Genomic DNA, 21,614 nt, shown 5'->3' with positions numbered 1-21,614 from the left:
ATCATCAGGAGTTGGAACCGTCCGGCCCCTCTGCCCGCGGCAGAAGGGTAATGGACTCGGTTCCGGCTCCTTTTTTGCTCCTAAACCGGATTTCGCCCTCCATCGCCTCAATGATACGGAACGTAACCATCAGCCCAAGCCCCGTCCCCTTCGTCTTATTGGAAGAGAAATACGGCTCGCCCAGGCGGCTGAGCACCCCAGGCTCCATGCCTGCCCCGTTATCCTTAATGTGAATATGCACCTTATCTCCCCGGCTGTATGCGAGCAGATGAATCGTGCCCTCCTCACCCAGGGATTCAATGCTGTTCTTGATGATATTAATCATCGCCTGCTTGAACTTCGAGGAATTCCCCTTGACCCACAGGTCCTCTTCAATCTCCAGAATCATCTTGCCTCCGTTCAAGTGGCATAAGGGCAGCAGGATGCTCTGGATATGCATGAACTCATCATTGACATGAAGCAGCGAGATTTGCTCGAACTCCGGCTTGGCGAAGGTCAGGAAGTCGGTAATGATGCTTGCCGCCCGGTCCAGCTCGCTGAGCGCCATGAACAGGTAGCGCTGCTCCTCCCCGCTCGATTTCTCGCTGAGCAGCTGAAGGAACCCGCGGGTCACCTGGAGCGGATTGCGTACTTCATGGGCGACCGAGGCTGCCAGCTCGCTGATAATCTCCATTTTCTCCGAACGCTGCAGTTCATTGTTGAACAGCTCCAGCTCCCGCGAATATTGCACCACCTGGCTGTGGTTCTGCGCCAGCCGCCGCCCCAGAATGACAATCAGCGAGAGAATGAACACTACCAGCGCCCACTTCCAGTAGAACAGATCATAATTTCCGCGCTTCAGATAATACCATGTCAGCTCCAGCACCCCAGTGAGCGCAGCCGTACCGAAGCCGCAGGCGAAGATAATCGCATCCTTGTTGCGCTTCAGGGAGAACACGATCACGCAGCCGATCAGGAGAATGAACTGCAGAATCATAATAATGCCGACAATATTGGTAGAGATGAAATAGTAGAATTCCAGCGTTCTGCCGCCGGACAGGCTGTTAATCACCAGGAAGACACAGCAGAAGGAAGAGTAGGCCATCTGGAATTTGCGGAATTTGCGGATGATGCCGTATTTGCCGCCGCCAAATATATTCTCGAACAGGAAGGTCAGTGCGGGCAGCAGCGACAGCAGCGCCACATCGAACATGAACACGCTTATCGCACCCATATAACTATAGAAGGTATAGGTGAACGGGGAGTAGGTGACGGATAGCACACCGGTAGAGGCGATGACGATCGACAGCGAGGTGGCTACCGGGAAATACTCTTTGTTGAGGAAAAATGAGCACACAAACAGAACCGCCGCCACGAAGATAAAAGCGCCGCCCAAAATGACATCAATCAGCCCGTTCTTGATATAATCCTTGATCAGCCTGCTATGCTCGCCGAGCATCACGTTCTCTTTGATACCGATCCGGTCCTGCAGCGTCTGCGTCCAGATATAGACCGTCTTGCCGTTATCCCGGACATCCAGCGGCACAAGCAGAGAATAATTATCCTTAATGAAACCGCGGTCCCCTTCAAAAATCAGCCGGTTCTCCACATAAACCTTCACATGAAGCGCATATATCGTCTGGATGTAGACGGAGGGCGAGGTGTAATTGAATGACGGCAAGGCAATCTTCGTCCAGGCAGCGGATACACCAGCCGGCTTCTTAGGCATCTCTGCCTTCGCCTCCACATCGATCCAGTCCTCCGCTTCTCTTACCGGCACCTTGCTGCCGCCATCTCCCGGCCCTGTCTCCCACCTCATCTGCCAATGCCGGATCTCGCCGGCAGGATAGTTCCCCCGGGCGGAGACCAGGAATGAACCGCAGACCGCTGACAGCAGCAGAACCACCAGGGTTATATGTAAGCTTTTGAAGATCAAAGACATGCCAGCACCTCAGCAGGAAGTTTCAGAAGCAACGCTCTGTTAATGTAAGTATTTCGCTCTGCACACTGTCCATTCCTTCAAAAAAACGGCATTAACAAAAATAATTCCTAATTATTTACGAATGCTGGCAATTTGACAATAACCTCAGTCCCTTCCCCCTTGCGGCTCTGGAATTCAATGGCACCGCCCATCGCTTCGATAATACGGAAGGTAACCATAAGACCGAGCCCGGTGCCCTTCGTCTTGTTGGAATAATAAGGCTCGCCCAATCTGGCCAGCTCACTGACCTTCATGCCCTCCCCGTTATCCTTCACGCTGATGATGACCGTATCGCCGGTCCTCCAGGCTGTGATGACAATCCGGCCCTCCTCCTGCAGGGATTCAATGCTGTTCTTAATCAGATTAATGAAGGCCTGCTTGAATTTGGCCGGGCTGCCCGTCACCTGAAGCGACTCCTGCACCCGAAGTTCAATGGATCCTCCCTGCAGGTTGGCCAGCGGCACGAGAATCCCCGATACATGCTTCAGCTCGGCGGAGACCCCGAATACCTCCACCGTATCCACACCGGGCTTCGCGAAGGTCAGGAAGTCGGTAATGATGACCGATGCACGGTCCAGCTCCTCCATGGCCATCCGCAGATAATCCTTCTCCTTGCTGCCGGAGCGCTCTCCCAGAATCTGCAGGAACCCCCGGGTCACCTGCAGCGGATTGCGTACCTCATGGGCCACCGAGGCGGCCAGCTCGCTGATGATCTCCATTTTGTCCGAACGCTGCAGGTCATTGTTGAACAGCTCCAGCTCCCTGGAATACTCCACCACCTTGTTGTGATTGCTCGCAAACCGCCTGCCCAGAATGACAATCAGGGACATGACAAACACTACCATTCCCCACTTCCACCAGTACAAATGATAACGCTCCCCGGAGAGGTAGTAGCGCACCATCTCACTTACGGACAACAAGGCAAACACAGAGAACCCGATGGAGAACATAGTGGCATCCGGATTGCCCTTGCGGGTATAAGCCAGCGACAGGAAGAGCAGATACATCAGCACTCCGATGATCAGCACTCCGATTACATCAACGGTCAGGAAGGAATACAAGGCGTCCAGCCGGAAGGACAGCGCTGCATTCAGCAGCATCAGGCCCAGGCAGAGGAATGAGACCAGCAGCAGAAATATGCGTATACGGGCTGTGAGTCTCCGCCAGCCGGGGCCGAATACATGCTCGAAGTAGAACAGAATAGACGGCAGAAGCGTAAATAACGCCAGATCGAAGATGATCTCCCTCAGCCGCTCCCGGCCGCTGACAATCAGGTTCAGATACGGGGAATAGGTAATCAGCAGCACTCCGAACGACAGAATCACCAGCACCAGGTAGAGACCGCCAGAGAACATGGACGGCCGCATGAAGAACAGGCAGACCAGCAAAGCCCCGCCCATAAATATCATCGCTGCGCCCAGGATCAGGTCCGCCAGGTCCTGCTTCACATAATAGGATAACAGCCTGTTATAGCTGCCAACCTTCACCTCTCCTTCGATGCCGAACTCATTGACGCCTCTATTCCAGAGGTACAGCTCCCCTGCGGTATCCTGCCCGGATAGCGGGATCAGCACTTTACTGCCACTGTAATCAGGGTCCCCTGTGGAATCGTAGACCAGCCGGTTGTTCATATAGGCCTTCAGACCGTCTCCGTATACTTTGTCAATCAGAACAGCCGGATTCCCGCGTGTAGACGGCAAGGCCAGCCGCAGCCAGGCTGCGGACGTGCCTGCGGGCGAATCCGGTCTGGTACTCCCCGCCTCTACCATTGCCCACTCTCCGGAAGGCCAGACCGCAGCCTCTTCTATAGTAGTTCCCGCAGCCTTATCCCACTTCAGGCCCCATGCGGGGATGGTTACTTCTTCATGTTTGTCCCATTCCATGGCGATCCCTACCGGTATAAGGGCTATCGCGAGCAGCAGCATGATAATAACCGCGGCCGTTTGGGTTGATGGCAACTTCATTGTGGCACCTCAGTGAATCAATAGTTGTGTTTATATAGTTCATACGATTCTTATTTTCGACAACGTTCGCGGCAATACCTGCCACGGCCTGCAAAATCACTCGAAAAAGCGCGATAATTATGGTTATTCTGCCCACTCGATGAATATATTAAGAGAATACCTGCCAGCAGCCGACCAGATTCGCAAGCGGTTGAACGGGTATACATTAACTATAGGCAAACTTCAATATAAGGGAGCTGAAATGCAATGGGTAACGAATTCAATAAGACGGAAGCCGACTTTGCATATGAGCGTTATACCAAAATGGGCAGTGTATCCCCGGAGGAGGGGATTCCGCTGGAGGAACTGCGGCCCCTGGGCACCATCACAGAGCAGACCCCGGGTTCGCAGGAGGACACGGAGAGCGGCAGACGCCCGCTGGAATCCGCCTTGGCCAGCCATGACCCTGCTCATTTCACCCCCATAGACTTCGACGGCGTGCCGGATGACGGCTCTGATCCTACACTTACCAACGATCCGATTCTTGCCGCCGACATCGGCCTGAATGTGCCGGACTCCGGGCTTGGCCCGCGGAGGGACCGCCCCCTGCCCGCTGCCGCAACACCGGGACCGGAGCGGGACGAGCTGCTCGAATCAGATGCAGTCTACACTGCCGGTGCAGCGGGCCTCACGGGCGGCATCATTGAGTATGCCGACGAGGAGGAGCTGACAGGTGCTGCCGGAGAAGAGCCTGCGCTGCCTGATGTGCCGGATGCCGATGAGCTGGCCCCCGGAAGCCGGGTAGACCCGGTCTCCCCGGATCCCGACGCCATGCCCGGCACCGATGTGCTGAACGGCTCAAGCGGGGAAGAGGATTAAGCAATCTATTGACTTTCTGCTGAAACCCGCTTACTATAATCTCATTAATACGGCGATGGAGTTCGCCGCAATCGTCCTTCGGGACTAATGACTCCTACCAGTGGTTCCTCCGCTGGTAGGAGTCTGTTTCATTTCAGGCGTATATTCGGGTACGGGGGCGTAAGCAGAATGAGGAACAGGTATGCATGGTGGGCAGCGCTGGCGGAACGTCAGAGCCAGCTTGCCTTATGGAGCACATTCGTGAAGTGGGTCACGCTGGGAGGGATCGTGGGGCTGTTATCCGGGACCGCCTCCGCATGGTTCCTTACCAGTCTGGAGGCGGTTACCCGAGTCCGGCTGGATCATCCCTGGCTGCTGTTTCTGCTTCCTGCGGGAGGCGCGCTGGTCAGCGGTATGTATATGCGGTATGGCAAGAACAGCAGCAAGGGGAACAACCTGATTCTGGAGCAGATTCAGCAGGGGCAGGAAGCCATTCCGCTGCGGATGGCTCCGCTGGTGCTTGGCGGAACGCTGATCACCCATCTGTTCGGCGGCTCCGCAGGCCGCGAAGGCACAGCGGTGCAGATGGGCGGCAGTCTCGCGGATGCCTTCGGAAGATGGATCCGGATCGGTCCGGCGGACCGGAAGATTCTCCTGATGTGCGGGATCAGCGGCGGCTTCGGCTCCATCTTCGGCACTCCGCTGGCCGGAACGGTCTTCGGCCTGGAGGTGATCGCTATCGGGCTAATTAGCCATAGAGCGCTGCTGCCCTGCTTCGCCGCCAGCTTCACCGGTGATCTTGTAGCTACCCGTCTGTGGGGCATTCACCATATTCATTATCAGGTGGATGCCTTCCCCTCTATGGATGCGCTGGTGCTGGTCAAGGTAGTCATAGCTTCAGTCCTGTTCGGCCTGTGCAGCCTGTTGTTCAGCGAGCTGACCCATGCGCTGAAGCGGACCTTCGCCGCCCTGATCGCTAATCCAATGCTGAGAAGCGCCGCCGGCGGCTTCATCGTTATTGGTCTGGTCTATACCGCCGGAACCAGAGATTATCTGGGGCTGGGCATTCCGCTGATCAGCAGCGCCTTCGAGCAAGCTGTCCAGCCCTTCGCCTTCCTCTGGAAGCTCATCTTCACCGCCTTCACACTGGGAACCGGCTTCCAGGGCGGCGAAGTGACCCCGCTGTTCGCCATCGGGGCTACGCTCGGCAACAGTCTGGCCGGGGTGCTCCATCTGTACGGGCCTTTTCTCGCTTCGCTCGGCTTCATCGCCGTCTTCTGCGGAGCCACCAATACGCCGCTCGCCTGCTTCATCATGGGCATTGAGCTGTTCGGCTCCGGCGGTGCGGTCTATATGTTCATCGCCTGCCTCATCAGCTATCTGTTCTCCGGGCACAGCGGCATCTACAGCTCCCAGCTCATCGGCAGCTCCAAAAGCGCGCTGCTCCCGGTTCCTGACGGAACCACACTGGCGAAGGCCAAGGAGCTGCAGCGAAGCAGACGGGACAGCGGCAGTTAAGCATCGGATTTTGCATCAAGCAGGACAAAGAAGGTATGATACAAAGGTAGATATCCCTGATTATTCAAGAACAAAAGGAGAGATAAGCAACGTGAAGCGTACCTTAAGACAACCTGTCACCCTGCTGGCGGTGATGTGCCTGCTGCTCGTGATTCTGGCGGGCTGCGGCAACAAGCCGGTGGCCAGCGGGAACAGCAGCAGCTCTGCAGCAGGAAGCGAGGCGACTGCAGCGCCGCAGAGTACCCCGGCAGCAGCTACAGAAGGCGTTCCTTCCGCTGATGCCAGCCATCCGGTGGTGACCATTGAAATGGATAGCGGTGCCGTGATTAAGGCCGAGCTGTACCCAGAAGTGGCCCCCAATACCGTCAACAACTTCATTTCCCTGATCCAGAAGGGCTTCTATGACGGAACCATCTTCCACCGTGTCATTCCCGGGTTCATGATTCAGGGCGGAGACCCTGACGGTACAGGAATGGGCGGTCCGGGCTACAGCATTGCCGGAGAATTCACTAACAATGGCTTTACCAATAATCTGCTGCATACCGAAGGCGTTCTGTCGATGGCACGGAGCCGGGATATGAACTCAGGGGGCTCGCAATTCTTCATCATGGCCGCAGCATATCCAAGCCTGGACGGCGAATATGCCGCCTTCGGCAAGGTGACGGAGGGACTTGATGCGGTACAGGCGATTGTCAATCTTCCGCGCGATGACAATGACCGTCCCGAGCAGCCGCCGGTCATGAAGAAGGTTACCGTGGATACCCTCGGCGTTACTTACCCTGAACCGCAGAAGGTGCAATAATTCTCAAAGAGCCATCCTCCATATCGACCGGAGGATGGCTCTTCACTTGCTACTGTATTCTAGCACCCCGCAGCCGCTTATTGGAAGTGGGTGTGCTTCGTTCTCCACTGCTCCAGCTTGATGAAGACCCAGAAGCTGTAGATTCCCAGCGTAATCAGCGTCAGCAGGAACCATTTGACCCATTGTCCGAACAGACCGACAGCGGACCCGTCAAACCGCAGACGCTGCCCTTCTACCACGGTGTGCTCCACCTTCCAGCGGTAGATCATCACCACCGCCCAGGGATAGCAGATCCCAAGGGTACAGACCGTAACCAGCCAGCCGGCCAGACACCAGCCAATGTACTCAATCAGCTTCCCGTCGAAATAAGACTCCCTGCTCCCGTAATTCATTGTTGCCGCGTTCATATGAACTGCTCCCATGCTCCTCCGCCTCTCAGCTATGCATAATCTTTCCTGGTTCTATTTTCCTGATTATCCATGCGGAGCACTGCTACATTTCTCACTAATTCCGGGTATTACGCGGAATATTGTCGAACAACGGCTTACGCCCAATATTGATCGGGACGGTATTCAATCTCGGATTGCACCGCAATCGTCAGCTGTCCGGATTCCGCATCATAGGTAACGGGGTTATCCCCCACATAGTACCAGTGCTTAATGACCGGGCCGTCCTCCGGCTCCTCGAACCGGAATACATTCAGCTCGGCCTTCAGCTCCACGACCGCCCCGCCCTTCTCCGCCTCCACTCCAGTGAGTGTAATCAGGGTCAATCCGCCCTGCTCATCAAAAGTATATCCTACACCGTCCGTACTGTTCACCAGCATCCGTCCGGTTACTGAATGCTTGACCAGCACTCTTTCATGTTCAGCCATCCGGGTTCCTCCTTCCAGTCTTGTCTGCGTCCAGCCCTAATCACGGCAGATCAATAACCATCACCAGCGTATTCTCCCCCGCCGTCAATTCCAGCTCGGACACCCCCTGAATCCTTGCAGAATCTCCGGGCTTCAGCACCGCCTCACCGTTCAGGGTGAGCTGCCCCTCAACCAGATATACGAAGCTGCGCCGACCCGGCTCCTGAAGGAATTCAAGCCGCTCTCCAGCCTTCGCTCTGCCCAGATAAATCGTCATATCCTGGGCAATACCCACGATTTCATCGGAGGCTTCCGCCGCGACCACCGGCAGCAGCTGTCCCTCCAGCTTAGCCGGATCAAACCGTCCGGTTGCATACGAGGGAGCAGTCCCCCGGGTAAGCGGCATGAACCATAGCTGGAGCAGCCGTACCGGCTCGCGGTCCGAAGGGTTATGCTCCGTATGAATCGCCCCGGTTCCGGCTGACATTCGCTGGATGCCGCCGAAAGACGTCTCGGCCACATTGCCCAGGTTATCCTCATGGCGAAGCACGCCGGACAGCACGATGGAGACAATCTCCATGTCGCTGTGCGGATGAGCCCCGAAGCCCCTTCCCGGAGCGATGGTATCATCGTTGCAGACCCGCATCGGGCCGAATGCCGTATTGTCAGGGTCATAATAATCCCCGAAGGAGAACACATGACTGCCCTTCAGCCAGCCGTGGTCGAACCGGTGTGCAGACTCTGCCGGATAAACTGTAATCAATGGAACCGCCTCCTCAAATGGTTAGGTTGTTATGTGGTCGCTATTTGCAGCTCAGATACCAGGAACCACTTCTTGGATGCTGCATCCTTGAAATAGACCTGGACCGTATAGCTGCCTTTGTCGGCAACCTTGTAGCTGTAAGCTGCTGATTTGAACCAGAAGCTGTCCTTCTTCTCGGTAATCGGCTGATTATCGACGATATCCGTCTTGCCTGCCGGGTCGGTAATGGTAATCTTCAGATCGGAGATCTCCGTTCTGAGCCGGTCCACCTGAACCAGGGCAGAGAAGGTACTGCTGGATTCACTTCTGACTTTGCCGAAAATTTTGCCCTGGTCATCGAGCAGTACGGTGTTCACGTTAGGCTTATAGATCTTGACCGTTCCTGCGGACTCGTCCAAGGCGATCATGGCCTGCATATTCTCCGCCAGCTGCTCCGCAGGCAGATAGACCGTGCCTTCCGTAGCTACCGCCGGCTGCTTCAACAGCACATTATTCACATACATGGACAGCTCATTTTTGCCTGCAGCCGCATACAGCAAGCCTCCCCCCGAGACCAGCATGAGACAGATTGTTGATACTGCCAGCTTCCGCATTTTACCCATGTTCCCGTCCCCCTCCAATGTCCTATGCTGTTTATACCCTCAAATTGGAAAGGAGTTGCTCTGAATTGTAAAATAAAACCGGCTGTCCCTCCCCGCAGGGAATGCACAGCCGGTCAGGGCATCAGGATACATGCAGCGGCCTTCGGCCGGACGTCCGGGGCTGATTTTACAGCTTGGCCATCGTCTCGGTCAGTACCGGCACAATCTGTGATTTGCGGGAGACTACGCCCTTCAGGACAGCCTTGTTGTCATCCAGCTTCACATTGTACGCCTGCTCGACAGCACCTGCTGCGCGGCCCAGCGCCAGGCCTACAGAATCATTGTTCAGAATATCGGTAACCACAAACAGGAACAGGTCCAGTCCCTTGTCGTCGATAATCGCGGTCAGGGCGCTTTCCAGCTCTGCCTGCTTGGACAGCACATCGTTCACATCCACCGCATTCACCTGGGCAATCTCTACCTTGTGTTCACCCATCTTGAATTCCTTGGCATCCAGGGAGATCAGTTGGGCAATGCTCTTGTCACTCAGGTCTGCGCCCGCCTTCAGCATGTCCAGGCCATAGCTCTCAGCGTCTACGCCGGCAATCTCAGCCAGCTCACGCGCAGCAGCCACATCCTGCTCGGTGCAGGTCGGGGATTTGAACAGCAGGGAATCGGAGATGATAGCGGACAGCATCAGGCCGGCAATGTTCTTGGGAATGGCTACGCCGTTCTCCTTATAGAGCTTGTTCAGGATCGTGGCAGTACAGCCCACAGGCTCGGCACGGTAGTACAGCGGATGGGCGGTTTCAAAGTTCGCGATCCGGTGATGGTCGATGACCTCCACTACACGGACCTGATCGATATCATTCGCGCTCTGCTGGCGTTCATTGTGGTCCACCAGGATCACTTGCTCAGCCTCTCCGGCTACATTCTCCACAAGACGCGGTGCTTCCACCTTGAAGTAATCCAGGGCATAACGGGTCTCCCCGCTCACTTCTCCAAGCCGGACCGGCTCGGCATCTAAGCCCAGCTCCTTCTTCAGTGCTGCATAGGCAATTGCAGAGCAGATCGTGTCCGTATCCGGGTTCTTGTGTCCAAAGATCAAAGTTTTTGTCATTTCCAATCTCCTTACTATGTTTTGTGTGAGAATAATATACCATACATTGATAGAAGCCCGCCAGAACCAGCGGATAACCTAAGCGGAACATATAAATTCTTATTTATATTTTAGAAAATCAGCCCTCTGCGTGCTTCCCGGCCAGCTGTGCCGGAATCCCCCGCTTTGTTTTGGGCAACGCCTCCGGCACGTCTTCCCCGTTCAGCGGCTCATTGTCCGAGAACAGATCCGGGTCCGCTCTCAGCATGGCGCTTAGGATCCGGGTGGTCTCCACCGCACTGCAGAGCATCACCCCAGCATCGCCGAAGCGGCCTCTGCTAAGAGCCCCGCCCTGCTCCAGCACGGTCTCCACCTTCCAGAAATGCTCCGACCAGGACAGCCCGCAGTGTCTGCGCGAAGGAACAGCAAGCTCCTCTCCGCCGGGGGTCACCGTATAGAGCGCCTCATGCCCGTCCGTCATCCGCCCCGGGATATCCACCCATTCCTCGATCCCGTGGATGAAGGTGTTCCTCCGCAGATCCACACCGAGCAGCATAATCTGTGCCTCGCGGTCCAGCAGCTTGCCATAGACGGACCCGCGTGCACAGGGCGTGTCCCAGCATTCGTCCCCGGCAGTGAACGAAGCCGCATCAGCCCCCAGTGCAGCCACGGAATGCGTGGGATGCCAGGAACGGATCACGCCTGGACGCCTGCGGAACAGCTCCGGCAGAATCCCGATGCAGGACGGCGACTCCATGACGGAGAAGCGCGGATTCTGCGCGTCGATGTACGACCACGTATGGGTGGGCAGGACCAGCAGCCCCTCCTTCATATAATCGGAGAGCGCGTCCAGCACGGTCTCCGCCCCTCCGTCTACCTCACCTATACTCTTGAATGAGGAATGGACCAGCAGCGTTCCTGTACGGTCAATCCCCATGCTCTCCATCTGCTTCAGCAGACTTGAATGCGTATGCATGATTCTCCCTGCTTTCTTGGATAATAAGGTTTCTGGTGAAAACAGCTTGCAATCCTCCTCATTTACTATTAAAATGAAAGTAACTTAAATTAATTAAGTAATTAATCAACAGCATAATAACATAAACCTAGGAGGCCACTCTCATGAGTGTAACATTAAAAGGACTGCACCATGTATCCGCCATTACCGCCAAAGCGCCCGAAAACTATAAATTCTACACAGAAGTGCTGGGACTCCGCCTGATCAAAAAAACAGTAAACCAGGACGACGTCTCGGTCTACCACCTGTTCTACGGGGATGAAACCGGCAGTCCAGGTACAGAGCTTACCTTCTTCGAGCTGCCGAATGCCGGACAGAACCGGAACGGCAACAACAGCATATCCGCCCTCTCGCTGCGTGTTCCAAGCGATGAAGCGCTGCTCTTCTGGACCCAGCGGTTCGCGGTCTTCGGGGTAGAGCATGACGAGATCACCGAACGCGGCGGCCGCAAGACGCTGGCCTTCACCGACCACGAGGGCCAGCGGCTCATCCTCGTCTCGGATGAGCATAACGAGGGCATGGCCGGCGGCAAGCCCTGGGCCAAGAGCCCGGTTCCGCCTGAATATGCCATTGTCGGGCTGGGACCGGCCCACCTGACTGTGGAGACGGCCGAGCACACGGCGCTGATTCTTGAAGACCTGCTCGGCTTCCGCCGCAAGGGCACCTACCCTTCGCCGGTGGCCGGGCAGCCGGATGTGATCGTGTTCGAGACCGGAGAAGGCGGCTCCGGCACAGAGATTCACCTGGAGGAGCGCAGCGACCTCCCGCAGGAGCGCCTGGGCCGGGGCGGCGTGCACCATGTCGCCTTCCGGGTCGATAATGAAGAGGAGCTGAAGCAGTGGATTGAACGTATCCGTTCGGTGCAGCTGCCCAACTCGGGATTCGTGGACCGCTTCTACTTCCGTTCGCTGTATTTCCGCGAGCCGAACGGCATCCTGTTCGAGCTGGCTACCGACGGGCCGGGCTTTGCTACTGACGAAGAGGTCGAGCATCTGGGCGAAGCCCTGGCGCTGCCCCCGTTCCTGGAAGCGAAGCGTGAACAGATCGAAGCGCATCTGAAGCCGCTGGATACCCGCCAGCAGGATTAACCATAGCCTTCCGCACAAGAACTCCGGACCGCATAGCGGCCGGAGTTCTTGTTGTAATATGAGGTCTGCAGTCCCGCTCAGCTCTCTGACCAGGTGATAGTGAAGATATTGTAGCCCGGCCGGGCGGTGGAGGCCTTACCTGTGATTGATAACGGACTGTTCCCGCCAAGCCGTCCTGTAATTCTGACATTGCTGGCCGATACAGATTCCGAAGGGTTATCAAGCCCCTTGATGCGCACATATTCACTGTACACGAAGCCCATCATCTCCAGCGTCTCCTGTGTCGAATAGCTGAAGGCTGCCTTCTTCACACCCCCGGCATCCGTATCCACCGTGGTGGCAATCAGGGCATCCGGCGGAATCGGGAAATCGCTCGGCAGATTAACCGGTCTTACCTTACTCTCTGTAACCGGAGCAGGTGCTGTGCTGCCGGGGGCGGGTGAAGGTGCGGTAGTCGGAGCAGGAATGTCCTGGCTGCCTTGTCCGATTCTCACTTTATAATTAACGGAATCATAATTAATCGGCACCTTCAGTACCGTGGCGATGGACTGGACCGGCAGATAGGTCAGGCCGTTATAGGTAATGGGTGTCAAGGTTTTGCCGTTGCCGTCCTTCATCCAAAAAGGGTTACCGTCCACTACGATACCAAGGCTGTGATTCAGATAAGCCTTAATCTGCTCCAGTTTGGCGCCTGCATACACGCCTGCCGAGCCCGTCACCGTCATGCCGGCAGCTACAGCGGCAATCAGCCATTTTTTCCTCATAATGATATCCTCTCCCGTATGTTGTAATTGATAAAGTACATAAATAGCGTCTTTATCTATTAAACACGGAAGCGAATCTTCTAACCTTCACCGGCAGATCTAGCGTATAATCTCCAGCAGCTCGTCCAGGCTGCGGATTTCATAGGTTGGCGTGATTTCGGGGCTGCCGGGCTTACCCAGCGGATTGAACCAGCACGTATCGATGCCATAATTCATACCGCCCCGGATGTCAGAAGTCAACGAATCCCCGACCATCAGCACCTTGGACTTATCCGTCAGACCGAGCCTGGCGAACGCATAGTCAAAAATCCCGGTCTCCGGCTTCTGATAGCCGGTCTCCTCGGAGACAATGACCGCCTCGAACACCTCGCTGAGCGGGGAGCCCTGGATTCTGGCATGCTGCACGTCTTTGATCCCGTTCGTAATAATGGCCAGCCTGCACCCGGTAAGCTCCCGGCACAGCTCCGCCGCCCCCTGGATCAGGAAGGTGCCCTCCCCGAGAAAGCGCAGATAGGCATCACTGAAGGCCTCCGGCTTCAGCGCAAGGTCATGGGCAGCAAACAGACGGTTGAACCGCTCCACCCGCAGTGCCGCCGAGGTGATCCTTCCTTCCTCATAATCCTTCCATAAAGCGCGGTTGATCTCCTGGTAGCTCGCCGCATAGTCCCGGGCCCCTGTCGGAAGCCCAAAATGGACAAAAGCATAATTCAAGGCATGGCTCTCCGCCATCCCGTAATCGAACAGTGTATCGTCAGCATCAAACAGAATACAATCGTATTTCATTATTTCCTCCACTCTCTCTGCCGGTTCGACAACATACGGCCTTCTGGGATATAATCTAGGGTAGACCCGCTCAGAGCGGGAGCAGCTGCGGCTCCTTTTGCGGAACCCTGCTGTTTCAGCGGGAAATATAGGGAGAAGCGCCTGGCAAACCCGGCATAATCCTTATATTAAATTTATCGACGGGGTGATTGTCATTTTATACGGTTTAGCGTTTATTGTGTCATTTCTTATCGTTTATCTGCTGATTCCTCCTCTTGGCAAGCTTGCCTTCCGGCTGGATTTCGTGGACAGGCCCAGGGAAGATGTAGAACGCAAAATACATAGAGAGCCGATTCCGCTTACGGCCAGCTATGCCATATTCGTCGGTTTTTTCATTACATATCTGCTGTTCGCACGTGAATTCACCTTAGAGACACTTGCCCTGTTCATCGGCGGCGTCCTCCTGCTGACCATAGGAACGATTGACGACTGGTACAAGACCAAAGGCAAGGATTTCCCGGCGCTGCCCAAATTCATTGTACAGATTGCCGCTGCGGTTCTGGTGTTTCTGTCAGGCAATGCGTTCACCGGCTTCATCAATCCCTTCTCGGGTGATTATATCTCACTTCCGGTCATTTTACAGTTCCTTCTGACGATTATCTGGATCTTCGGGGTGACCACGGTAATCAACTTTTCGGATGGGATGGACGGTCTGGCCGGCGGACTTACCGCGATCTCGGCAGTGACCCTGTTCGTCGTCGCGTTGACGATGGGCCAATCCACCTCCGCCTTCATGGCGGTGTCGCTGATCGGAGTTACCTTGGCATACTTGCGCTTCAACAAGGCTCCGGCCAAAATCTTCATGGGTGATGCCGGCGCCACCTTCCTCGGCTTCATCCTGGCGGTCATCGCGCTGGACGGTGCGTTCAAGCAGGCAACCGTACTGTCGCTGTTCATTCCGATTCTGGCGCTGGGCGTGCCGATCTTCGACAATATTTTTGTCGTCATCAAGCGCTTCCTGAAGGGACAAGCTATCTACCAGGCTGACGCCACCCAGGTTCATTACCGGCTGCTGAAGGCCGGCCTCAACCAGAAGCAGGTTGTCGCCGTTCTCTATCTGGTCAGTGTCTGCCTGTCGCTGTCGTCCATCATATTGCTGCTGATCCAGATCTAGAGGTTACTGACAAGAAGCACCCTTGGGAACAAGGGTGCTTCTTGGTGTGCGCTGTGCACCTGTGCTGAGATGAAGGCGCAGTTGCAGGCCTTACCCGAGTCCACGCGGACTCCAGGGCCCCTATTTGCCGAAAAACACCCTTTTTGCGCGTGTTGCGGACTCAGATGCTCTTATCTGCCCGCAAAGGGGAGAAATCGTATGCCTTTTATCGAAATAGCGGCTTCTGAGTCCGCACGTGGGCTGCTTCAGCAGCCTTGGGCCGAAATAACGGCCTCGGAGTCCGGATGGCAGGAGCGAATCATCAGTTGAGCCCTACTGCCCTGATTCAGCCCATGACCCCAATCCCGCTAATCCCCCTGCTCCTGCGTGAACTCATAGAGCTGCAGGTAGATGGCGATAATCTCCGGCATCGGCATCCGGACCAGTCCGCTGGACGAAGGGGCGACGAACTCCCGGACCCCGTCCACCACCGGAGTAACCCCCTCCTGGAAGCCCCAGGCTGCGTTCTTCCGGCGGCTGAATTCGGTGTATACGCCTTTGCCGACGAAACAGGCGATCCGGGGACGGTATTCCTCCAGCTTGGCACGAAGCAGCTCACGGCCCTGCGTGTACTCCTCGCGGGTGATATCTTCAGCGCCTACCGTGGGACGGGCGACAATGTTAGTGAACCCGTAGCCCAGCTTCAGCAGCTCCCCGTCCTCGGAGGCGTCATATAACCGTGGCGTCAGCCCGGAGTTATGCAGAATACGCCAGAAATTATTACGCGGATTGGCATAGTGATGACCCACTTCCCCGGAGCGGATGCTGGGGTTGAATCCGATGAAGACAATCTGCAGCCCGTAATCCAGATGATCCTGCACCTCTTCCATGCTTATCCCTCCTTACAGGCCGCAGCCTCATGGCGCGCCTTGGTGCGCTTAATTGCGCTGTTTTATCTTAATATACCCATGCTATGCCATCAGGCACACCGGAAGCAACCTTCTGTCCAATCACCTGCCCCAGTCCCATCCCTAACAAAAAAATCCCCTGTTAACAGACGTTTATCCATTAACAGGGGAACCACTCATTCCCGGCTTACTCCAGCATGAGCAACGAGGAACCTAAGGCAGAATCGCCTTCAGTGCCGGAGCCATCTCCTGCTCCTCCAGGGAAATGAAATTAATGGTTCCATCCTTATACTCTATTCTCACCGCAATCCTTCCCTCTTCACGGGTAAAATTGCGCCGGTGCTCCAGAATGCCGCTGATCAGCGTCTTGTCTTTGACTTCGACCGACCGTTTCTCCGTGCGGGCTAACTCCAGACGGGCCTTAGGATCATATCGCAGTCCGGAAGGCAGCTCACTGTGATGGATATCCCTAAACATCTCGGCGGACACAACATCCGCTACTGTAATCCTGATTTTATCGGCATAGCCCTTCTGTTCCAGCCATGCTCCCAGTTCATGATAGGAAGGGAACCAATCATAGTAATATTTGATGTGGTTTCCGTATTGATCCGGCTTGTGCAGAACACGGATAGCCCCCCGTGACCGCTGATCCGAAACTTGATCCTCATAGGACATGTTTAGCAGTTCACGAATTAGAATATCCTTGAACTCCTGGAGCTCCTGCGGGTCGGAAATAGTGAAGGCCTTGTTCAGATTTCCCATCCAGATACTGTCTACATTATCCTCCATCCGGGAGATCTGGAAGAGCTCGCGTTTGTAATCCGCATGTTCCATCACCGCCTTCAGCTCCGGTTCGAAGCCGGCCCGCGGAACCAAATACGTCCGCAGCAGCGTTTTTCCGTTCTTCAACTGGTAAGACAACGTGAAGCGCTGCCGTGGGGGATAGCTATCACTCCACACATCACCCTTCTGCTCCGGCCTCGCCGTGACAACAGCCCGGTGCAGCGCGGTCACCGCCTCGATATATTCCGGGTCCTTGGACCGGATATCATCGGCCAGGACTTTTGAGTTCTCAGCACCCTGCGGCGGTTGTGTTAACTGCTCATAGTTGGCTCCGGCGAATACCGCGGCCACCTTATCACTAGCCGGAACCCGGTTCTCATATCCGGTTAAGCCGGATACAGGAACATAGAGCAGCAGCCCCAGCAATACGCTGTACACAGCGAATTCAAGCGGCAGCCTGCGGCTGAGAATCTGCCAGCTTTTGCGGAGAATCATTTCCACGAGTATATACCCGACCAGCCCACCTGCAAGGACACTGCCAATGATCCAGCCCGCCCCCTGTTTAACGCCGCCAATATAGCCAAGGGCCAGCAGCATACTGCACAGCATCACTCCCGCCTTGAACAGCGGATCGAAATAGGTGAAGGCTACCGCATGTCCGGCCTTCTCACTGTGACGCTTAGGGTACAGTAGGAAGGACAGCGCCAGGAACACCGCGGATAGAATGGCATATACCCACAGCTCTGTATGGCTGAAAATCTCATAGGACATCTGCATAATACGCAGAATTGGCGACCAATCGTTATTAGAAAGACTCGTCAGTCCGGACCAATTCGAATATCCATACAGATAGCGGTTCAGATGCACATTGATAAACTCCAGGAGAGCCGACGGCAGCAGCAGCAGAATGAAGACCACCACACCCTGTAGAATGCTCTGCCCTGTACATACCCCTGCAAACATGGTGAACGCAAACAGAAACAGGGTCAGCACCGTAAGGGTCAGGCACCACTCCCAGACATCTCCTCCGTGATAGATGTACATATTGCCCTTCAAGGGGCGGACGAGAGCCGTAACCGCAGCAGTGACCCACACTGGAGGCAGCAGCAGAAGCAGGCCGCTAAGCAGATGGGATGACAGCAGATGCGAGCGGCGCAGCGGAAGGCTGTGCATCAGATCCGAGGCCATTCTGGACTGCAGGTAACGGGACAGGAACAGCCCGGCTATCGCCGGAAAAGCAAGCAGAAAGGGTGCAAGATCAGGTCCCAGATTGAACAGGTGATCAAGCTTCACAGGCTTCGCATACGGATCACCGTTCATGAACAGCTGCAGCGGAAGCTGAAACAGAAGGACGAGTGTATACAGAATGCCAATCCACCCATGCTGGCGCAGGTTCTGGCGGATCAGGCTGGCGTTACAAAATAATCGGCTGTGCGTCATAACCGGCACCTCCCATTTCATAGATAAAGATCTCCTCCAGCGTTAGCGGCAGCAGATCAAGCACATAGGGATCATAGACATGAAAAGCTTGGCTGATGCGTTCCCGCTCACCTTTGACAATATAGAGTCTGACACTTCCCCGTTCCTCCCGGTGTAGGATTTGCAGGATGGACTCCAGCGCAGCCGCATGGCGTTCGTCCCGGAACGCGACCTGCACCTTATGCGTGTCCGATTTCAGATCATCCAGATCCTTCTCGACCAGCATCCGTCCTTCATGCATAATGCCGACATGATCGCACAGATCCTCAATCTCCCGCAGATTATGCGAGGAGATCAGCACCGTAAGCTCGCGCTCGGCAACCTCCTGGAACAGAAGATTCTTGATCTGGCGGCGCATCACCGGGTCAAGTCCGTCAATCGGCTCATCCATAATCAGCACCTCCGGCCTGCAGCTAAGCGCAAGCAGCAGGGCAGCCTGGCGCTGCATCCCCTTGGAGAAGCGGCTGAGCTTGCGCCGGGGATCCAGCCGGAACATCGCAAGCAGCTCGTCATAGCGCTTCTGGCTCCAGTCCGGGTAGATGGACTTGTAGAAGGCTGCCATACTCCGGATCGTCGCCTGGGGGAAGAAGTACGGACTGTCCGGCATGAAGATCATTCTGCGCTTCACTTCCGGCGACTCATAGACCGGCTGCCCGCCAAGCTTGACCGTGCCTGCATCAGGGCGGTAAATCCCGGCGAGTGTCTTCAGCAGCGTGGTTTTGCCGGCTCCGTTCGATCCCAGCAACCCGTAAATAGCGCCTTTATGTACAGTCAGCGACAGTTGGTCAACCGCCTTATCCCCCTGAAAAATCTTGCTGACTCCGCGTATCTCAATCATGGCTGTTCCCCTCTCTTCTCTGATCCAGCGCCTGGCGGTACAGCGCACTGATCTCGCTCTCCGTGAATCCGAGATAGACCGCCTCCGCCATCAGCCGCAGCAGCTCTGTCTTCAGCCCGGCCCGCTTGCTCTCGTTGTGCTCCTGCTGCATGGCGGCAACGAAATTGCCCTTGCCCTGCAGCGAATAGATATAGCCTTCCCGCTCCAGCTCCCGGTACGCCTTCTGGATCGTATTGGGGTTCACCGTGAGCTGTGAGGACAGTGCCCTTACCGAAGGCAGCTGTTCATCCGCCCGCAGAATGCCGTGCATAATCATCTCCTTGACCTTGTCGGTCAGCTGCTCATAGATCGGCTTGCGGCTGCGCACATCCAACTCGAACATGACAGTCCTCCCTTCATCTGATACCCCAGTAGCTGCACCAGAGTGTATTAACTGTACTACTATTATTAATACAGTTTAGAGGTACTGTCAATCTTTAGATTGAGAATACACATAATTAACACGCTTTCACCAGACCAATACGAAGCAAATCGCAGCCGCAGCCGGGGTATTCACGGGGAGCTTTTATTCTTATTTTACGGATAAAAGAGCGGTGTTTATTGAGGTACTCCATATGTACGGCAATGAGCTGATGGCCAAGATCGAACAGTCGATGGCCGAGATTAATTTCAGTACAGCCGGCCGCAACGAGCTGATTATGCATCTGGTCGATACGCTGCTGCTCGCACATAAGTCATTCATCGGCTATCACAAGGATCTCAGCATCATGTATCACAGCGATGATACCATCAAGCAGCTGATTGCCCAGTATGAGAACGGGCGGCTCAGAACCCTGGAGTACCTGCAGATGGGATCCTATGCCGTTGTACCCTCCAGGAAACTATTGTTTCCTATACAAAAAGAGCAAGCCCCAGGGAGAATTCCCACGGACTTGCTCTTTGCTGTGTCTATCCTAAGCAGACCTCCGCTTATCTCTTGTCCTTCCAGAAGTTCACCGGCTCCATGTCCTTCGTAATCAGCTCGAACGTGTAGCCTTCCTTCTGCAGCTTCTCCAGCACGCGCGGCAGCACCTTCAGTGTAGCCTTCTGGTCATGCATCAGAATGATTGGATTGGTCTTCGATGCCTTCAGTTTATTCACCTGCTCCATTACGGTGTTGTAGATTCTGTCGCTGTTCTGTTTGTACTTCCAGTCATAAGAATCCACGTTCCAGTCCCAGAGATGATAGCCCTGGCCCAGAACCTTGTCCCGGAAGGACTTGGTGAAATAAGGCTTGCTTCCGTATGGGGTGCGAATCAGCGTGGTGCTGGTTCCCGTCAGCTTCTTCAGGGTAGCATTCGCTCCCGACATCTCGGCAAGCGCCGCTGACGGGGAAGCATAGAACTTCTCCTGGCGGTGGGTCACGCCATGCAGAGCCAGGCCATAGCCTTCCTTAGCAATCCGCTTCACCTGGGCAGGATGCTGGTTCATATTATTCCCCAGCATGAAGAAGGTGGCCTGTACATCATACTTGCGCAGAATATCCAGCAGCTCGCCGGTCGTCGCCGACGGGCCGTCGTCAAAGGTCAGGTATACCGTCCGGCCCGGCTTGCCCGGCTCAGCAGGCTTGGCCGGAGTTGCTGGCGTTGCGGGAGCTACAGGCGCCTTAGGCTTCAGCTCAGCAGCATATTTGTCCGTGAACGCGCTATCGGTAAGCTGGGCCGAGCTGTCCTTCACCCGAAGTAAATATTTATCCCCCGCATAGGAAATGCTATATCCGAGATACCCGCTAACTTTCAGCGGAACCATCAGTTTACCGTCCTGCAGGAAGGTGCTCATAGGCACGGTCCGGCCGTCCTTCAGCACCGCGCCCCCATCCTTGTTAAGAAGGGTAAGCGAGCTTGTTCCGCCCGCAACATGAACCCCGTCTGCAAGTCCGGTGAGGGTCCATTTCAGCTCATCCGCGAGGGCGCGGAGAGGGATGTAATAGGTGTCTTTTACAGATACAGCTTCAATTGCACTCAGCTTATCGTTTATTCCAAGCTTAAGTGCAGCCCCCTTGGCTTCGGCGCTCGCCGGGCTCTGCACCAGACCGATCATCAGGAATAAGGACATGAATAATAGCATGAATTTTTTGATACGCACAGCAGCAGTCTCCAATCTATGTATATTTGTCTATCACTTTATCACATATACAATTAACGTAATTTGAGAGATTGTAACCGCAAGCTAAAAAAATGTTACTGTTCTGCAATGATAAATGTTGGCCGGACATAGTTTTCAGAAAACACATCTTTCGCGTCGAATGCTGTCGCAGCAGGCAATACAGGGTTAAATCACGTGATTTTGAGGCCTCAGAATTGTGACAAATTTAATAACAATTATGAAATATTGAACAAAGATTGAACAACCTTAAAATTAGCTAAAGTGCGCCACTACAGTGATCTTTATCATACCCTTATATACTT

At 55.1% G+C, this 21,614-nt stretch carries 20 protein-coding genes, 1 pseudogene and 1 riboswitch; of the genes and pseudogenes, 6 read left to right on the top strand and 15 right to left on the bottom strand.

Annotated features, from left to right (window positions below):
* Window positions 1–4: 4 nt before the first annotated feature.
* A complete protein-coding gene (locus K1558_RS16430; protein ID WP_238652695.1) occupies window positions 5–1,921 on the bottom strand; it encodes a sensor histidine kinase in 1,917 nt (638 codons plus the stop codon).
* Between the two features lie 107 nt (window positions 1,922–2,028).
* Window positions 2,029–3,924, bottom strand: coding sequence for a sensor histidine kinase (locus tag K1558_RS16425; protein WP_238652694.1), 1,896 nt, complete (start codon window positions 3,922–3,924; stop codon window positions 2,029–2,031).
* Between the two features lie 246 nt (window positions 3,925–4,170).
* Between K1558_RS16425 and K1558_RS16420 the strand changes: the two genes are divergently transcribed.
* The 3 genes from K1558_RS16420 (at window position 4,171) to K1558_RS16410 (ending at window position 7,081) form a co-directional block, all read left to right on the top strand.
* Window positions 4,171–4,782, top strand: coding sequence for a hypothetical protein (locus K1558_RS16420; RefSeq protein WP_238652693.1), 612 nt, complete (start codon window positions 4,171–4,173; stop codon window positions 4,780–4,782).
* Window positions 4,783–4,824: 42 nt separating this feature from the next.
* Window positions 4,825–4,886: riboswitch (Fluoride riboswitch) on the top strand.
* Window positions 4,887–4,950: 64 nt separating this feature from the next.
* Window positions 4,951–6,279, top strand: a complete 1,329-nt coding sequence (locus K1558_RS16415; RefSeq protein WP_238652692.1) for a voltage-gated chloride channel family protein — start codon at window positions 4,951–4,953, stop codon at window positions 6,277–6,279.
* A gap of 91 nt (window positions 6,280–6,370) precedes the next feature.
* The gene (locus tag K1558_RS16410) at window positions 6,371–7,081 is read left to right on the top strand and encodes a peptidylprolyl isomerase (protein ID WP_420800440.1); all 711 of its coding nucleotides are present in this window, start codon (window positions 6,371–6,373) and stop codon (window positions 7,079–7,081) included.
* Window positions 7,082–7,158: 77 nt separating this feature from the next.
* Here K1558_RS16410 and K1558_RS16405 read toward each other — a convergent pair whose 3' ends face one another.
* The 6 genes from K1558_RS16405 to K1558_RS16380 form a co-directional block, all read right to left on the bottom strand.
* Complete coding sequence (locus K1558_RS16405; RefSeq protein ID WP_238652691.1) at window positions 7,159–7,488, bottom strand: DUF898 domain-containing protein; 330 nt, start codon at window positions 7,486–7,488, stop codon at window positions 7,159–7,161.
* 137 nt (window positions 7,489–7,625) lie between these two features.
* A complete protein-coding gene (locus K1558_RS16400; RefSeq protein ID WP_238652690.1) occupies window positions 7,626–7,955 on the bottom strand; it encodes a hypothetical protein in 330 nt (109 codons plus the stop codon).
* 40 nt (window positions 7,956–7,995) lie between these two features.
* The gene (locus tag K1558_RS16395) at window positions 7,996–8,697 is read right to left on the bottom strand and encodes a pirin family protein (RefSeq protein ID WP_238652689.1); all 702 of its coding nucleotides are present in this window, start codon (window positions 8,695–8,697) and stop codon (window positions 7,996–7,998) included.
* Between the two features lie 29 nt (window positions 8,698–8,726).
* Complete coding sequence (locus K1558_RS16390) at window positions 8,727–9,299, bottom strand: hypothetical protein (protein WP_238652688.1); 573 nt, start codon at window positions 9,297–9,299, stop codon at window positions 8,727–8,729.
* Window positions 9,300–9,465: 166 nt separating this feature from the next.
* Entirely contained in the window at window positions 9,466–10,398 is a 933-nt protein-coding gene (locus K1558_RS16385) for a manganese-dependent inorganic pyrophosphatase (protein ID WP_238652687.1), read from the bottom strand.
* A gap of 118 nt (window positions 10,399–10,516) precedes the next feature.
* Entirely contained in the window at window positions 10,517–11,353 is an 837-nt protein-coding gene (locus K1558_RS16380; protein ID WP_238652686.1) for an AAC(3) family N-acetyltransferase, read from the bottom strand.
* 143 nt (window positions 11,354–11,496) lie between these two features.
* On the opposite strand from K1558_RS16380, the gene K1558_RS16375 reads away from it, so the two are divergent.
* Window positions 11,497–12,480, top strand: a complete 984-nt coding sequence (locus tag K1558_RS16375) for a ring-cleaving dioxygenase (RefSeq protein WP_238652685.1) — start codon at window positions 11,497–11,499, stop codon at window positions 12,478–12,480.
* Window positions 12,481–12,557: 77 nt separating this feature from the next.
* Here K1558_RS16375 and K1558_RS16370 read toward each other — a convergent pair whose 3' ends face one another.
* Both K1558_RS16370 and K1558_RS16365 read right to left on the bottom strand, forming a co-directional pair.
* On the bottom strand, window positions 12,558–13,244 hold the full coding sequence (locus tag K1558_RS16370) for a hypothetical protein (RefSeq protein WP_238652684.1): 687 nt from the start codon (window positions 13,242–13,244) through the stop codon (window positions 12,558–12,560).
* Between the two features lie 99 nt (window positions 13,245–13,343).
* On the bottom strand, window positions 13,344–14,027 hold the full coding sequence (locus K1558_RS16365) for a YjjG family noncanonical pyrimidine nucleotidase (protein WP_238652683.1): 684 nt from the start codon (window positions 14,025–14,027) through the stop codon (window positions 13,344–13,346).
* A gap of 193 nt (window positions 14,028–14,220) precedes the next feature.
* Here K1558_RS16365 and K1558_RS16360 point away from each other — a divergent pair, with 193 nt between their 5' ends.
* Window positions 14,221–15,180 (top strand): MraY family glycosyltransferase, encoded by a 960-nt coding sequence (locus K1558_RS16360; protein WP_420800441.1) that lies wholly within the window; start codon window positions 14,221–14,223, stop codon window positions 15,178–15,180.
* Window positions 15,181–15,527: 347 nt separating this feature from the next.
* Here K1558_RS16360 and K1558_RS16355 read toward each other — a convergent pair whose 3' ends face one another.
* The 4 genes from K1558_RS16355 to K1558_RS16340 form a co-directional block, all read right to left on the bottom strand.
* Complete coding sequence (locus K1558_RS16355; protein WP_238652682.1) at window positions 15,528–16,049, bottom strand: mismatch-specific DNA-glycosylase; 522 nt, start codon at window positions 16,047–16,049, stop codon at window positions 15,528–15,530.
* A gap of 231 nt (window positions 16,050–16,280) precedes the next feature.
* Window positions 16,281–18,311 carry a hypothetical protein gene (locus K1558_RS16350; RefSeq protein WP_238652681.1) on the bottom strand — a complete coding sequence of 677 codons (2,031 nt, stop codon included), beginning with the start codon at window positions 18,309–18,311 and terminating at the stop codon, window positions 16,281–16,283.
* Entirely contained in the window at window positions 18,265–19,167 is a 903-nt protein-coding gene (locus tag K1558_RS16345) for an ABC transporter ATP-binding protein (RefSeq protein ID WP_238652680.1), read from the bottom strand. Before K1558_RS16345 ends, K1558_RS16350 begins: the two co-directional genes overlap by 47 nt.
* On the bottom strand, window positions 19,160–19,549 hold the full coding sequence (locus K1558_RS16340) for a GntR family transcriptional regulator (protein ID WP_238652679.1): 390 nt from the start codon (window positions 19,547–19,549) through the stop codon (window positions 19,160–19,162). The genes K1558_RS16345 and K1558_RS16340 overlap by 8 nt, the downstream gene beginning before the upstream one ends.
* A gap of 136 nt (window positions 19,550–19,685) precedes the next feature.
* On the opposite strand from K1558_RS16340, the pseudogene K1558_RS16330 reads away from it, so the two are divergent.
* Window positions 19,686–20,183, top strand: a pseudogene (locus tag K1558_RS16330) (TetR/AcrR family transcriptional regulator); the annotation flags it as partial.
* Here K1558_RS16330 and K1558_RS16325 read toward each other — a convergent pair.
* Window positions 20,137–21,291 (bottom strand): polysaccharide deacetylase family protein, encoded by a 1,155-nt coding sequence (locus K1558_RS16325; RefSeq protein ID WP_238652677.1) that lies wholly within the window; start codon window positions 21,289–21,291, stop codon window positions 20,137–20,139. The pseudogene K1558_RS16330 and the gene K1558_RS16325 sit on opposite strands and share 47 nt — an antisense overlap.
* Window positions 21,292–21,614 lie beyond the last annotated feature (323 nt).

Origin of the sequence: Paenibacillus piscarius, from assembly GCF_022234545.1 — a bacterium.
GTDB classification, from domain to species: domain Bacteria; phylum Bacillota; class Bacilli; order Paenibacillales; family Paenibacillaceae; genus Paenibacillus_AQ; species Paenibacillus_AQ piscarius.
This window is presented reverse-complemented; position numbering and strand designations above follow the sequence as displayed.

Excerpts from the sequence above, each read along its gene's own strand:
- K1558_RS16375 (WP_238652685.1), top strand. The coding sequence starts at position 11,497 with ATGAGTGTAACATTAAAAGGACTGCACCATGTATCCGCCATTACCGCC.
- K1558_RS16405 (WP_238652691.1), bottom strand. The coding sequence starts at position 7,488 with ATGAACGCGGCAACAATGAATTACGGGAGCAGGGAGTCTTATTTCGAC.
- K1558_RS16380 (WP_238652686.1), bottom strand. The coding sequence starts at position 11,353 with ATGCATACGCATTCAAGTCTGCTGAAGCAGATGGAGAGCATGGGGATT.
- K1558_RS16415 (WP_238652692.1), top strand. The coding sequence starts at position 4,951 with ATGAGGAACAGGTATGCATGGTGGGCAGCGCTGGCGGAACGTCAGAGC.
- K1558_RS16345 (WP_238652680.1), bottom strand. The coding sequence starts at position 19,167 with ATGATTGAGATACGCGGAGTCAGCAAGATTTTTCAGGGGGATAAGGCG.
- K1558_RS16340 (WP_238652679.1), bottom strand. The coding sequence starts at position 19,549 with ATGTTCGAGTTGGATGTGCGCAGCCGCAAGCCGATCTATGAGCAGCTG.
- K1558_RS16365 (WP_238652683.1), bottom strand. The coding sequence starts at position 14,027 with ATGAAATACGATTGTATTCTGTTTGATGCTGACGATACACTGTTCGAT.
- K1558_RS16400 (WP_238652690.1), bottom strand. The coding sequence starts at position 7,955 with ATGGCTGAACATGAAAGAGTGCTGGTCAAGCATTCAGTAACCGGACGG.
- K1558_RS16385 (WP_238652687.1), bottom strand. The coding sequence starts at position 10,398 with ATGACAAAAACTTTGATCTTTGGACACAAGAACCCGGATACGGACACG.
- K1558_RS16425 (WP_238652694.1), bottom strand. The coding sequence starts at position 3,924 with ATGAAGTTGCCATCAACCCAAACGGCCGCGGTTATTATCATGCTGCTG.
- K1558_RS16430 (WP_238652695.1), bottom strand. The coding sequence starts at position 1,921 with ATGTCTTTGATCTTCAAAAGCTTACATATAACCCTGGTGGTTCTGCTG.
- K1558_RS16420 (WP_238652693.1), top strand. The coding sequence starts at position 4,171 with ATGGGTAACGAATTCAATAAGACGGAAGCCGACTTTGCATATGAGCGT.
- K1558_RS16390 (WP_238652688.1), bottom strand. The coding sequence starts at position 9,299 with ATGGGTAAAATGCGGAAGCTGGCAGTATCAACAATCTGTCTCATGCTG.
- K1558_RS16370 (WP_238652684.1), bottom strand. The coding sequence starts at position 13,244 with ATGAGGAAAAAATGGCTGATTGCCGCTGTAGCTGCCGGCATGACGGTG.
- K1558_RS16355 (WP_238652682.1), bottom strand. The coding sequence starts at position 16,049 with ATGGAAGAGGTGCAGGATCATCTGGATTACGGGCTGCAGATTGTCTTC.
- K1558_RS16350 (WP_238652681.1), bottom strand. The coding sequence starts at position 18,311 with ATGAAATGGGAGGTGCCGGTTATGACGCACAGCCGATTATTTTGTAAC.